At 36.1% G+C, this 13,355-nt stretch carries 12 protein-coding genes and 3 tRNA genes; 10 read left to right on the top strand and 5 right to left on the bottom strand.

Features of this window, described 5'->3' with window-relative positions; all coding sequences use genetic code 11:
* Positions 1-15 precede the first annotated feature (15 nt).
* From ATE47_RS17270 to ATE47_RS17285, 4 genes are all read right to left on the bottom strand, one after another.
* Positions 16-1,182, bottom strand: coding sequence for a thioredoxin fold domain-containing protein (locus tag ATE47_RS17270; RefSeq protein WP_062163124.1), 1,167 nt, complete (start codon positions 1,180-1,182; stop codon positions 16-18).
* A gap of 132 nt (positions 1,183-1,314) precedes the next feature.
* The gene (locus ATE47_RS17275; RefSeq protein WP_062163125.1) at positions 1,315-2,205 is read right to left on the bottom strand and encodes a DMT family transporter; all 891 of its coding nucleotides are present in this window, start codon (positions 2,203-2,205) and stop codon (positions 1,315-1,317) included.
* The gene (gene aat, locus ATE47_RS17280) at positions 2,192-2,845 is read right to left on the bottom strand and encodes a leucyl/phenylalanyl-tRNA--protein transferase (protein ID WP_062163126.1); all 654 of its coding nucleotides are present in this window, start codon (positions 2,843-2,845) and stop codon (positions 2,192-2,194) included. Before aat ends, ATE47_RS17275 begins: the two co-directional genes overlap by 14 nt.
* Positions 2,846-2,907: 62 nt before the next feature.
* A complete protein-coding gene (locus ATE47_RS17285; RefSeq protein WP_062163127.1) occupies positions 2,908-3,285 on the bottom strand; it encodes a DUF3127 domain-containing protein in 378 nt (125 codons plus the stop codon).
* Between the two features lie 178 nt (positions 3,286-3,463).
* On the opposite strand from ATE47_RS17285, the gene ATE47_RS17290 reads away from it, so the two are divergent.
* The 7 genes from ATE47_RS17290 to ATE47_RS17320 all read left to right on the top strand — a co-directional run bounded on the left by ATE47_RS17290 (position 3,464) and on the right by ATE47_RS17320 (position 7,610).
* Positions 3,464-3,545: transfer RNA gene (locus tag ATE47_RS17290), tRNA-Leu, on the top strand.
* Positions 3,546-3,553: 8 nt separating this feature from the next.
* Positions 3,554-3,629, top strand: a tRNA-Gly gene (locus tag ATE47_RS17295).
* 6 nt (positions 3,630-3,635) lie between these two features.
* Positions 3,636-3,719, top strand: a tRNA-Leu gene (locus ATE47_RS17300).
* 257 nt (positions 3,720-3,976) lie between these two features.
* Positions 3,977-4,684 carry a response regulator transcription factor gene (locus tag ATE47_RS17305; protein WP_062163128.1) on the top strand — a complete coding sequence of 236 codons (708 nt, stop codon included), beginning with the start codon at positions 3,977-3,979 and terminating at the stop codon, positions 4,682-4,684.
* 2 nt (positions 4,685-4,686) lie between these two features.
* Positions 4,687-6,090 carry a sensor histidine kinase gene (locus tag ATE47_RS17310; RefSeq protein ID WP_062163129.1) on the top strand — a complete coding sequence of 468 codons (1,404 nt, stop codon included), beginning with the start codon at positions 4,687-4,689 and terminating at the stop codon, positions 6,088-6,090.
* Positions 6,091-6,252: 162 nt separating this feature from the next.
* Positions 6,253-6,747, top strand: a complete 495-nt coding sequence (locus ATE47_RS17315) for a hypothetical protein (protein WP_062163130.1) — start codon at positions 6,253-6,255, stop codon at positions 6,745-6,747.
* A gap of 23 nt (positions 6,748-6,770) precedes the next feature.
* Positions 6,771-7,610, top strand: coding sequence for a YoaK family protein (locus ATE47_RS17320; protein WP_062163131.1), 840 nt, complete (start codon positions 6,771-6,773; stop codon positions 7,608-7,610).
* Positions 7,611-7,716: 106 nt separating this feature from the next.
* Here the strand turns inward: ATE47_RS17320 and ATE47_RS17325 are convergent, their stop codons facing one another.
* A complete protein-coding gene (locus ATE47_RS17325) occupies positions 7,717-9,381 on the bottom strand; it encodes a tail fiber domain-containing protein (protein WP_062163132.1) in 1,665 nt (554 codons plus the stop codon).
* Between the two features lie 435 nt (positions 9,382-9,816).
* On the opposite strand from ATE47_RS17325, the gene mutL reads away from it, so the two are divergent.
* The 3 genes from mutL to ATE47_RS17340 are packed head-to-tail and all read left to right on the top strand — an operon-like array spanning position 9,817 to position 13,332.
* Complete coding sequence (mutL, locus tag ATE47_RS17330; RefSeq protein WP_062163133.1) at positions 9,817-11,598, top strand: DNA mismatch repair endonuclease MutL; 1,782 nt, start codon at positions 9,817-9,819, stop codon at positions 11,596-11,598.
* Entirely contained in the window at positions 11,599-12,327 is a 729-nt protein-coding gene (locus tag ATE47_RS17335; RefSeq protein WP_062163134.1) for a rhomboid family intramembrane serine protease, read from the top strand.
* A gap of 9 nt (positions 12,328-12,336) precedes the next feature.
* Positions 12,337-13,332 carry an endonuclease/exonuclease/phosphatase family protein gene (locus ATE47_RS17340; protein ID WP_062163135.1) on the top strand — a complete coding sequence of 332 codons (996 nt, stop codon included), beginning with the start codon at positions 12,337-12,339 and terminating at the stop codon, positions 13,330-13,332.
* Positions 13,333-13,355: the final 23 nt, after the last annotated feature.

Below are 13,355 nucleotides of genomic sequence, written 5' to 3' on the forward strand. Positions count from 1 at the left end.
GGGTTTTGTCTTAAATTAAAGGCTCTTTAAAAGTTTCTCTGTTTCAGAATAATCTCTATTAGAGCTTTTTGCCAGTTCTATTGCTTTTTCAGCCCAGATTTTGGCATTATTTTTATCCCCTGTTTTATGGTAAAGATTAGCTAAAGTATCTGCATTGTCATAGCCTTCACTTTTTCTTACTGATTCTCTTGCCCAAGCCAGAGCCTTTTCCAATGATGAAGGATTGCTTACATGCTCAAAGAAATTCCATGCGGCAGTATTCAATTCAGCTGAGCTGAAAGATGCCGGATGTTGAAGTATCTGGAGCATTAAATTTTCATAGCCGGAATAGTTTTTATCATGCAAAGCTGCTCCTGCTTTATATTGTAATAAAACCTGAGGAGCTTTTTCTTTTCCGAAATATTTTTCTGCTTCAGTAAGGAATATGGACTCACTGAACTTATTGGTTTTCTTATCATAGCTCTTGGCAACAATACGTTTTGTTTTGAAGGTTTTCTCGTAAGAATTATAGCTTTCGGGTTTTATGACTTTTAGGATGTTATCTTTTTTAGTTATAAAAAAATCAAAATACTTACCCTCCGGCTTTTGATAGATCATACTGGCAATAAGGTCTACATCATCTTCACTAATGTCGCTTTTCTGTTTAAAATATTGATCCATAGCTTTTTCTGCAAGGTCTGAATTTCCGGTGCTTAGAAAGGCAACAATGGCTGTGTTTAAAAATATCGGGTCTTTTTCTCCTTTTTCAAATTTTTTCTTTATTAAAGAAAATTGCTTGGACGGATCTGTAGCATCTTTTCCCAACTGTAAAAACTCGGCCTCCGAAAGACTGCTGCCGAATCTGTGTACAACTTCGCCATCACCATTTATAAAAAGATAAGTGGGGAAAGAGGTAACAGCATATCTTTTTGCCAAAGTTTTCCCTTCTCCTTTTTCCATGTCTATTTTAGCATTAACGAAGTTGGAGTTGTAGTAATCTCCCACAGACTGGAGTGGGAAAATATTTTTCGCCATTAGTTTACAGGGAGCACACCAAGAAGTATAGGCGTCAATAAATACGAGCTTATTTTCCTTTTTTGCTTTAGCTAAAATGTTAGCAAAACTACCTTCGTCAAATTTTATTCCCTGACATAAAGTGAAAATACTCATTAATAAAAATGAGAACATTGCAATTTTTTTCATTGTGTGTTTTTTTATTTTGTTATGTTATTAAGACAACACTACATAATAAAGTATTACACAAAAGTATAGAAAAAAACAAAAATAAAGTATACTGGATTTAGAATCAGGGAGTTATCTTTTTAAAAAAAACAATTATTTCTTGATAATATTTGATTTTGTTCTTAAAAATATCAGTCCGGCTATAATAATGGTTGCCCCTACAAACTGTAACGAGCTTAAAGTTTCGCCATCGAGAATACCCCAGATAATGGCAACAATCGGCATCAGCAAAGTCACGGTTGATGCAAAAAGAGGCGAAGATACCTTTAATAGGCGGTAATTCATCATCATCGCCAATCCTGTTCCGAAAATGGATAATAAGCTTACAAACATAAGGCCTGTAAGATTATTTTCATCAAAACTAAATGTTGAAAAGAATCCTGTGAAGCTTAAAGCAATTAATGAAGGAAAAAATAAAACAAATGCAAAAACAAAAGCAGATAAAATGGTGGAAGAAACATCCATTAATTTAGATTTTACCGTAGTGGTGCTTACCGCATAACATAAAGTGGCGAGTAATAACAATAAAATAGGAATCAATTTAAATTTTCCACCTTCGCCATCTCCTCCGAAAGCAAGTAGGCAAACTCCCGCAAAACTTATTAATATCCCTATAAGCTGCTGTTTTGTTGTTTCAAATTTCCAGGCGAGCGCGCCTACAATAATCACGAAAATCGGCATCATCGAATTAATAATTCCCGCAATACTGCTGCTTACCTCCGTTTCCGCAATCGGAAATAAAAACATCGGAATAAAATTTCCTGTAAATGCAGCCAAAAGAAGCCATTTTAAATGTTTTTTCGGAAATAATTTATATTTTGAAACAGCAATTGGCATTAAAATAATTCCGGCAATTAAAACCCTTAAAGCTCCCACCTGATATGGATCGAAATGTTCTAAAGATTTTTTAATCAAAATAAAAGACGATCCCCAAATGATGCTTAAAACAACCAGAAGAATCCATTTTTCATTATTTGCGTTCATTGTTTTGGTGTAAAATGTTTAAAAATTCTTGTTTAGGAATCATCCTTGCTCCCAAGCTTTCAAGATGGTCTGTATGGGATTGACAATCAATCAATTCAATGTCATTTTTATGAGCTTCCACAAAGTGAATAAATCCGGCTTTTGAAGCATTACTTACTTTTGCAAACATACTTTCGCCGCAGAAAACATTCCCGATCTGAAGACCATAAAATCCACCAACCAGCTCTTCATTCTGCCAGACTTCGATACTTTTTGCCAGTCCATATTCATGAAGCTGAATGAAAGACTCCATCAATTGATCCGAAAGCCACGTTCCGCTTTGCTCTTTTCTGCTGATTTGCTGGCAGTTTTTAATCACTTCTTTAAAGTTTTGGTTCTCTGAAAAGGTAAAAACATTCCTGTTTAGGACTTTTCTCATTGATTTTGACACTTTGAGCTCATCCGGAAATAAAACAAACCTGGGATCCGGACACCACCACAAGATTTCTTCCCCGGGATTATACCACGGAAAAATCCCGAGCTGATAGGCAAACCAGATTCTTTCTACGGACAGATCTCCTCCAAACGCTATTAAGCCTTCATGACCGTCATAAATTTCAGGATCCGGAAATGCAATCTCATTTTTGTCTAATCGAACCATTTTTTAGGAAAAAAAATCCCACTTAATAAAAAGCAGGATTATTATCTGATAGTATTCTTTAATTAAAAAGGTAAATCATCGTCTTCGTCTCCAGCGAAAGGATTTTCGTTTGAAACCGGTGATGCAGATTGAGAAGGCGCAGCTTGTGTAGGCTCCGAACCATTGTCGAAAACTTTTTCTACTCTCCATCCCGTAATTGAGTTGAAATATTTAGTTTCACCTTGAGGAGAAACCCATTCTCTTCCTCTGATGTTGATCCCAACTTTTACATTTTCTCCCTCCTTAAGATTATCTAATAAACTGATTTTATCAGACAAAAATTCGATGTTTATTGGCTGTGGATACTGTTCCTGCGTCAAAATAACCATTTCTCTTTTCTGGAAACCGCTCGCAAAAGTCTGAGCATCAAATATTTTCTTTACCGTTCCTTGTAATTCCATATTAAATTAATTAACGATGTAAAAGTAATAAAATGAAATGTAATAAAACGAGTGATGAAAAAAAAATATAAAAATTTTAAAAAATTCTTTGAAAACTCTTGCAACTAAAGAAAAATGTCCTATATTTGCACTCACAAAAACGAAACAAGTTCTTTAAAATAAAACTTAACAAAAACACGCGGATGTGGTGTAATTGGTAGCCACGCCAGACTTAGGATCTGGTGCCGAGAGGCGTGGGGGTTCGAGTCCCTTCATCCGCACACGTTTTGCGAAAATAGCTCAGCTGGTAGAGCACAACCTTGCCAAGGTTGGGGTCGCGGGTTCGAATCCCGTTTTTCGCTCCACTCCATGCCCTGGTGGTGGAACTGGTAGACACGCAGGACTTAAAATCCTGTGTCCGCAAGGACGTACGGGTTCAAGTCCCGTCTGGGGTACTTACAAAAACCCTCTGTAATTATTTACGGAGGGTTTTTTATTTTAAAAAACTTAAAAAATGAACAAAACAGTCTCTTTTATTTTAATGATTATTTGTGCTGTTACGTTGATAATGGCTTTGATTTTTAAAACAAGTTTCTTTACAATACTGTCACTGACTTTTTCTACAGCTTTATTTGCTTTTAATTCATTTAAAAATGATTTCTAAATCTGCGTTTCCCTTCTTTTTTCTATTTTTGTAAAATTCCTTATTTCAATGAAAAAAATTATCCTGATTGAAGACGAAACCAGTGTTGTGTCCTTTATTAAGAAAGGATTGCAGGAAAATGGGTATGAAGTTTCTGTGGCTTTTGATGGGCCTACGGGAGTACAGCTGGTCCAGGCAAATGATTTCGATCTGGTAATTCTGGATATTATGTTGCCGGGAATGAACGGGCTTGATGTCTGTAAAGAAATAAGGAAAACCAATCAGCATGTTCCTATTTTATTTTTAACAGCTCTGGGAAGTTCTGAAAATATTGTTCTTGGGCTGGAAAGTGGGGGTGATGATTATTTAGTTAAACCATTTAAATTCATTGAATTAGTAGCGCGTGTGAAGTCTCTGCTGAGAAGAAGCAGTAACGGAAATACGCCGGAAATCACAGAGTCTGAATCAGATAATGAACATGTTTTTCAGTTCTCAGATTTGACTTTAAATGACTATACTAAAAAAGTTACCCGCGCAGGGGAAGAGATTACATTGACTTCCACGGAATACAAATTGCTTTTATATTTCCTGAATAATCCCGAAAAAGTTATTTCAAGAGCTGAGATTCTGGATGCGGTTTGGGGCGTGAATTATGAGCTGGGAACCAATGTTGTAGACGTTTATGTGAATTATTTAAGAAAAAAATTAGATAATCAGGAAGATAATAAACTGATTCATACGGTGATAGGAATGGGTTATGTATTGAAAAAATCTTAAAGATGTTTAATAAAGTTGTCACAAATCAGACCAAAACAATGGTGCTTCTGATGTTGGTTTTTACTGCCATCATATTGCTGTTCAGTGGATTGGTGTATTTTTCGATTGTCAACTTTTCGCACCAGAGGTTTTATGAGCTCCTAAAAATTCGTACGGCAACAATCATTCAGATTGAAAAAAGCAAAGATGATCTTGACCTTCCTCCAAATTATATTCTAAACGGATTGAATGATGAAGAATTGCCAATGGAAAGGGACTATGTTTTTGCGGTTCCTACAGATTCTAATTTTAGTAAAATTTCTCAGGAAGTCCATATCCCGGACTATTTCTTTAAAAGTATTGTAAAAAACGGAGAGGCTAATTATAATGACAAAGAGTTTTATTATATAGGGCAGACTTTTAAATATGATGATAAAGATTATATTGCCATAGCTTCCGCCAAAAATCATTATGTAGTTTATTATTTAGGGTTTTTGAAGCGAACTTTAATAACTTGTATTGTACTTTCGCTGTTCTTTAGTATGATTTTCTCTTTTTATTTATCTAAAACTTTATTTAAACCCATTTTAAAAATCACAGGAAAAGTAAAGGAAATCAGTTCTGAAAATCTCCACTTGAGGCTTGAATCTCAGCCGGATAATAAAGAATTAAATGAATTGGTGGATACCTTTAATGATATGCTGAACCGTATCGAAACGTCTTTTGAAACCCAAAATCACCTGATAGGGAATGTTTCCCATGAATTGAGAACGCCTCTTACTTCGATTATGGGTGAAGCGGATGTTGCGCTTTCCATCAGCAGAACCAACGATGAATACAAGGAAACGTTGGGGATTATTCTCGATGAAGCTGAAAAACTGGACAAAAAGATCAAGGCATTATTGATGATCGCTCAAACAGGATTTGATGGTAAGATCCAGAAAATGGATAAAGTCAGGATCGATCAATTGCTGTGGGATGTTATCGAGACGCTACGAAGAATTGATTCAAGAAACAATATTTATCTGGATATAAGCATGTTACCGGATAATCCAAAAAAATTAAAAGTTCAGGGTAACGAACAATTGCTGCATCTTGCGGTTACCAATATTATTCAAAACGGCTGTAAATATTCCAACTTCCAACAAGTTAGGGTTTCTTTGGGAGCCACAGATACAGATGTTTACATTATTGTGAAAGATGCCGGAATCGGAATTCCTGAGCTGGAAATGAATAAAATTTACGATCCTTTTTTTCGTGCTTCCAACACAAAAAACTACGAGGGTTACGGAATCGGGCTGCCTCTGGCAAGAAATATCGTAAGAATGCACCACGGTGAGCTGACCGTGAGTTCTCATGAAAATCAGGGCACAACGGTACAGCTTCGTTTCCCGAATTTTTACACGAAACAATCGGAAGAGAATTAATATAAAATTCAAGATGCTTCCGCAATATTAATCATCCTTAACAATTTTCTAATCTCATTTTAATTTCTTTAATCACATTTTAATTCCATTCCAAAGAGCTTTTAATTTGGTCATTTTAGTTTTGTATCATCAAAAAAGAATAATAAACTAAATCTTAAAAATATGACCAAAACAATTTTAATAGCCACGGATTATTCTCTTGAATCTTTAAACATTTTGAAAAAGGTACTGAGAGAAAAGGACGCTTCGGACTACCAGAATCAATACAATATTCTTTTGGTTTCGGGATATGATATGGGAGATTCTATCAGGGATCTTTTGTTTAATACGAAAAGTGTGATTTTCAGTAAGCTCAGACCGGTTGAGTTTTGTGAGGCTTACGAAATAATCAGAAATAAATATCCTCATCTCATCAATAAGATTGTCTGTGACATCTTTACGGGAAGCTTCCAGCGGACATTTAATAATTATGTAAAAGCGGAAAATATTGAGGAAGCCTATTATTCTTCGTCCATAAAAAGTAAGGGTAAAGGCAAGTTTGACCTGATTCCTTACATCAAAAACTGTAAAGATCTTAAGTCTCATGAAATTTCTGTTGAGATTCGTGAAACCCTTCCTGAAAAAGGAAGACTGGCAGAGATTTTTGTGGAAGCCTAATAAAATACATTAAAAAAATTAAAATGTTAAGGAATTATAGTAACAGCAGGACGTTAGGAGACAACATCAGATTGGGGACGCTGACTGCCTTCACGGCGGGTACTATAAATATAGCTTCTCTGTTGATATTTCTCTCTTTTACGTCAAATGTGACGGGACATTACGCCATTTTAGCGGCGGAAATAAGCAAGGGCAACTGGGCGCAGGTTGCGGTCGTAGGAATCTGGATTTTCCTTTTTTTCTTCGGAAGCTTCGTGTCGAATTTTATTGTTATTAATTTTAATAATAAGAGTAAATATTTTGCCCATGCAATGCCTTTGGTTTTGGAAATCATCTGTCTGTTGTTTGTGGGAATGTATGGGCAGTTTTATTACCGCAAAACACTGGAGGAAACCGAATATCTGGTTGCATTAATGCTCTTTGCAACAGGTTTGCAGAATGGCTTGACGGCAAGTATCTCCAATTTCTCTGTGAAAACTACGCACCTTACAGGAACTACAACCGATTTGGGAATATTATTTTCGATGTTTACCCAGAAAAAATTCAGAAAAAATGATGAGCTTATCGGAAGGGCCAAGCTTTTATCGAGTATTATGATTGCCTATGTTCTGGGTGCGGTTTTCTCGGGCTTAACGTATTATTATCTTGAATTCAGGGTTTTTTATGTGATCAGTTTGTGTCTTTTGGTGGTCATCGGGTATGATGCTTATAAAATTCACATGAGACATTTTCACACGCAGTACAGATACAGTAAAATTTATAAAAAACCGAATCTTATGGCTTATTTGTATGATAAAATCCACGGAATTCCTGAAATAAAAGAAAAAAGGCAAAATAAGAGGAAGCTTATATTTGATGATTAAATAATTAAAATATCAGTATTAATTTTGTATAAACTAGCTGTGAAACAGCCCTCACTTTTTAAACGGTGAGGGCTGTTATTTTTATGAAAGATCAATAAATCTCAATTTATTTCTTTGCACTCTCTTCTTCTATAATTTTTTCCATTCTTATGATTCTTTCTTCGAGGGAGGAAGCTGTTTTTCCTTTGGCTTCCAGCTCGGCAATACGCTTATTTTGAGATTCAATTAAAGCCTGTTGTTCCTGAATCGCTTTTGTAAGCACCGCAACCACTCTGGAGTAATTTATAGAGTTGTATTCTTCACCATCTTTTTTAAAGGTGCTTGCAACTTCAGGAATTACTTTATTCGCTTCCTGTGCGATAAAGCCAACTTCTCTTTGTTTTCCATATTCTTCCGTATTTTTCCAGTTGTAATATACAGGACGGAGCTTCATTATTTTACTTAAACCATCATTTACATCAGCAATGTCTTTTTTAAGGCGTTGATCAGAAGGATAAATGATTATACTCCCGCCGGCATTTACTCCAATTTCCCTGTTGGTTGTTCCTGCATAAGCGGTTAACTGGATATTATTACATTGGATATTACCGGCTACATCCAGCCAAAAACCTGCAGCAGGAGCACTCGTATTGATACCTACCGCCTGAAGGAAATGGTGGGTTCCGCCTTGAGCCACATATACCAGGTCATTGGCAACTCCGCCTGTACCATTAGGTTCCCGCTGCTGAATATACGCTGTAAGCCCAGCGTCGGTACTTGCACTATTGTTGATAAAGCCAAGATATCCGCCTCCGGAGTTAGAATTAAGCATGACAGTATTGGTAAGCGAAGTTTGAGATAAGGCAATTCCTTCATTAACAACAGAAGTGTTTACATGCAGTTTTTCAGTAGGAATAGCAGTCCCAATTCCTACATTACCGGCATCAGTAAGACGCATCAGCTCTGTAGGAGTTCCGTCTTGCCAGCTTGTGTTCGTACCCCAGACAAAGCCTACGTCGTTGCCTGCTGCCGATGTATTATTACGGTCGGCAATGAAATACATATATTCTCTGGATTCTATATGTAGATTATTACCGGAATTACCTCCTAATCCTGCGTTTGAGAAAATACGTTCTCCTGTATCATCAGGTCCCCATCGCAAGGAATTTCCCTGTGTAAGCTCGATATTACCACCTTCAACATCCACTTTGGAAGTTGGCGCATTGGTTCCGATACCTACATTACCGCCCATGTGGTAGATTGTTGTGTTGTTATCTGTAGGACTTATAGGGAACTGATTAGCTCCTTTCAGCCAGTCGTAGCTTTTGGTAGGAACAGCACTGTGAAAACTCACTACTTCCCAGGTTGTACCCGAAGTATTCCCGTTATTCACTAAAAGCACCCCGTCACCCGGAGTAATACTGATAGAGGCAAGACCTGCTGCGCCCACATCATCAATGAGTTCTGTTCCACTGCCTACTACAGTTAATGTACTGGTAGCATGTGTATTTTTGATTTCATACAAACGACCTTTAAAATTGCCGGAACCAACAGCTTGTGCAGCCGGAAGAGTTACTGTACTGTTGGCAGCACTGTTGGAAACAAGATAATAATCGTCACCGGTCATGGTGTAATTTCCTGTTACTGCTCTGTAGGCCGGTGCAAACGAACCATTAACGGTAAGTTTTGAACCAGGAGTTGTTGTATCGATACCAACATTATTAGTTGTTTGAGCTTGTAAATTGCTGTAATATACAGTAATTAAAAGCAGAGGGAAGATAAGTTTTTTCATAAAAATTTATTGTTAAGAGTTTTTTAAAAAGTAGAATGTCTTTATAAGGAAGTTGCTTAGAATATTCTTAAGAATTAAAGAAAAATAGATAGTTTTTTTAAGGAATTAATTAGTTTTTAAGCTAAAATATACATTTGAGAGATTATTTCAAAATAAAATTTCATTAATATGGGATTTATTATGTTTTATTTTTGTTAATTATCAATATGCCTTTTAATTATTTAATTGATTTTGGATTTAAAATGAATTTTGTTAATTAAACAAGTGCTTTGAAATTTAAGCTTAAATATTAATTTTAAGTAATAAGAAAGATTCAGAACGGTAATCAGCAAAAGAAACTAAGATTTTAAGAAAAGAATAAGAGTTTTTATTTATAGTTTATATTTTTATTCCCATTTGCTTTAGTTATTTTTGTAAGTTGATTTTCGTTTTTTTATGTCAGATATTATTCAGCTTTTACCAGATCATGTAGCCAACCAAATTGCGGCAGGGGAAGTGGTGCAGCGGCCTGCATCCATTGTGAAAGAACTTTTGGAGAACGCCATTGATGCAGATGCAACTAAGATTGAGCTTATCGTAAGGGATGCCGGAAAAAATCTGATACAGGTAGTTGACGACGGAAAGGGAATGTCTGAAACCGATGCAAGAATGGCATTTGAAAGACACGCCACCTCCAAAATAAGGGGAACGGATGATATCTTCAAGATTTCCACGAAAGGTTTTCGTGGCGAAGCGTTGGCTTCCATTGCCGCCGTTGCCCAGGTGGAATTGAGGACAAAACAAAAAGATGCCACCATCGGGACAAATATCTATATTGAAGGTGGGGTTTTCCAGTTTCAGGACCCGATTCAGACGGCGGACGGTTCTAATTTTTTAGTTAAAAACCTGTTCTACAATGTTCCTGCAAGAAGGAAATTCCTTAAAAATAATAATATCGAATTCAGACATGTAATCGATGAGTTTCAACGCGTTGCTTTAGCTCATGAAAACTTAGAATTTTCTTTGTTTCATGATGATGAAGCGGTTTTCAGGTTAAGAAAAGGCAGCCAGATGCAGCGTATTGTGGATATTTTCGGAAGAAAATTACAACCGCAGCTCATTCCGATTAAAGAAGATATTATCTGGTGCAAACTTCACGGTTTTGTTGCAAAGCCGGAAGGCGCGAAAAAAACAAGAGGCGAGCAGTTTCTTTTTGTCAACGGAAGATATTTTAAAAGCCCATATTTTAATAAGGCGGTTCAGGAAGCGTTTGACGGATTGCTTTTACCGGGCTATATTCCAACTTTTTTCCTTTTTCTGGAACTTGATCCCGAAAAAATAGACGTCAATATTCATCCACAAAAAACAGAAGTAAAATTTGAAGACGAGCATCTTATTTTTGCTTTATTGAGATCAACCATAAAAAGATCTTTAGGAATTTATAATGTAGCTCCAAGCCTGGATTTTGAAAGAGATCCACAATTGGATGAGATCATGCAGAAGACTTTTCCAAGCAAAGGAAACAGTGGTGGAACCCTGAAAATGCCGGAAATTATTGTAGACAAAGACTACAACCCGTTTTTGGAAGAAAGGGAAATAAAACAGGTTGAAATTCAGAATCTTGCGGAAATGTACCATCAGAATATCGCCGCAGAACCTTCAAAGATCAATCTGTTTGAAGATGAAGACTTTGATGAAGACCTGATGAGGCTGCCCAACGGATACTGGCTCTTCAATAAAGGTGACAGAACGTTGATGCTGGATCTGGGAAGAATGCACAGGCTCGTGGTTTCGGAGAGTACAAAACCTCTGAAAAAAGGAACAACAAACAGCCATGCTCTGCTTTTTTCCCTGGAATATCACATGAACGAAATTGAGAAAAATAAATATAAATCAATCAAAAAGTATCTTCCCGAACTCGGGTTTGAAATGAGTATCGCTCATGAAAATGTACTGAGAATTGATGCCGTTCCGGAAGGGTTGAAAGAAACGCAGGTCATGAAATTCCTTGAGAATCTTTTTGAGATCCTGGAATATAAAACTGAAGGAGAATTTTTGCAATTCTATCAGAATCAATGGAGCAAGATGCAATCAAAATCCAGGTTTGATTTTATTTATAAAAAAGATGCGGAACAGTTGCTGAAAGATTTTACGGCATTAGGCTTCCCGGAATTTTTACCAAACGGGAAAAGGTGTTTTTTTGAGGTTCCTTTTAATGATTTTAAAAATAAGTTTTAAATGTTTAACAATATACCGCCGGTTACAAGAAATATTATCATTATAAACGTTTTAATGTTTATTTTGACGTCTTTCATGATGCCACAATTATATAATACATTGTCTGGATTTTATCCATTTTCTCCCAATTTTAAATCCTGGCAGATTATTACTCACATGTTTATGCATGGTGGACTTATGCATATACTTTTTAATATGCTGACATTATGGAGCTTCGGACCGATTTTAGAACAAAGTTTAGGTGAAAAGAAATATCTGATTCTTTATTTTGCCAGCGGCTTGGGAGCATTTTTCTTGTTCAATCTCTGGAATTTTTATGAAGTTCAGCAATTAACAAACGAGCTTACCAATGCTAATGTTAATGTAGCGGAAATTTTTATGAAATCAGATTTAAAAAAATTTGGTTTTGATCCCACACCTTATCTGAATAATAAACAAGCACTGAATTTGTATGCAGATCTTATAACCCCAATGGTAGGCGCTTCAGGAGCTATCTTCGGAGTGGTAGCTGCTTTTGCAACGCTATATCCTGATGCAAAAATTGCGATGATGTTTATTCCAATTCCTATGAAAGTAAAATATTTGATGCCGGTTGTCATTGTTGTTTCCATATTTTTAGGAGTTTCAGGGAATGTAGGGGGGATTGCACATTTGGCTCACGTTGGAGGTGCTCTGGTTGGATGGATATTGGCCCGGATTTGGAGAAAACATTTATATAGGTTTAATTAACATCTCTCTGTGAAAGTCGTTCGTCTCATATTTTTAATTTTACATTTAGGAATTTTCCTTCTTTTAGTCGGGATGTTACTGAATGCTTATGTTCCACCGAAAGTTTTTCCATGGCTTAATCTGCTTTCTTTAGGTTTTCCTATTTTGATTTCAGCTTACATACTTCTGACCATTTTCTGGATTTTCAGTTGGAAAAAAAGAGGGATAGTCTTCCTGCTTTTGGGATTATTATTCTTTAATTCTGTTACCAGATGTATTAATTATTCCTCTGTGAAAAGTGAAACTCCCGACTTGAAAATCGTTTCCTTTAATGCTAAAAACGGCGGATTTGGAGTAAAAAATATTGAATCATATATTAACAGCCAGAATGCTGATATTGTATTGTTTCAGGAATATGGAGGCAATAAAAAATATCACTTTGAAGGATTAAAAGAAGGTCCGGAAAGCCCGATCATCACTATGTTTTCAAAGTACAGGATTATTGATCATAAGCAGCTTATTGAAAGTGATTATGAATATAATAATGCCTACGCTACCCAAACAGATATTGAAATAAAAGGAAAAACCTATCGCATTATTAACATGTATCTTCAGCCTTTTAAATTTGAAAAGAAAATGGTAAAGCTGGATGGCAACAGTGAGGAAGATAAACAAAAAGTAAAAGATGTTGTGAAAAGACTGATCCCTACTTTTAAAATGCACCAGGAGCAAATTGCCGTAATCAGGAAAAGTGTAGAAAATTCACCATATCCTGTAATTTTGGCGGGTGATTTCAACTCGGTTCCGAATTCGTATGAATATTATCATTTGGTTGACGGATTGAAGGATGCTTTTGTAGAGGCTGGAAAGGGAAGCGCTACAAGTTTTCATGATTATAAATTTCCTATAAGAATTGACTATGTTTTTACTTCAGAATCAATTCAGCCGCTTAGCTATAAAGTGGACCGTTCCGTGAAGCTTTCCGATCATTACCCAGTACTCACTACCTTTAAATTAGAAAGGTAAATCATAAAAAAGGTTAAAATTTT

It is taken from the genome of Chryseobacterium sp. IHB B 17019 (assembly GCF_001456155.1).
In the GTDB taxonomy this organism is placed as follows: domain Bacteria; phylum Bacteroidota; class Bacteroidia; order Flavobacteriales; family Weeksellaceae; genus Chryseobacterium.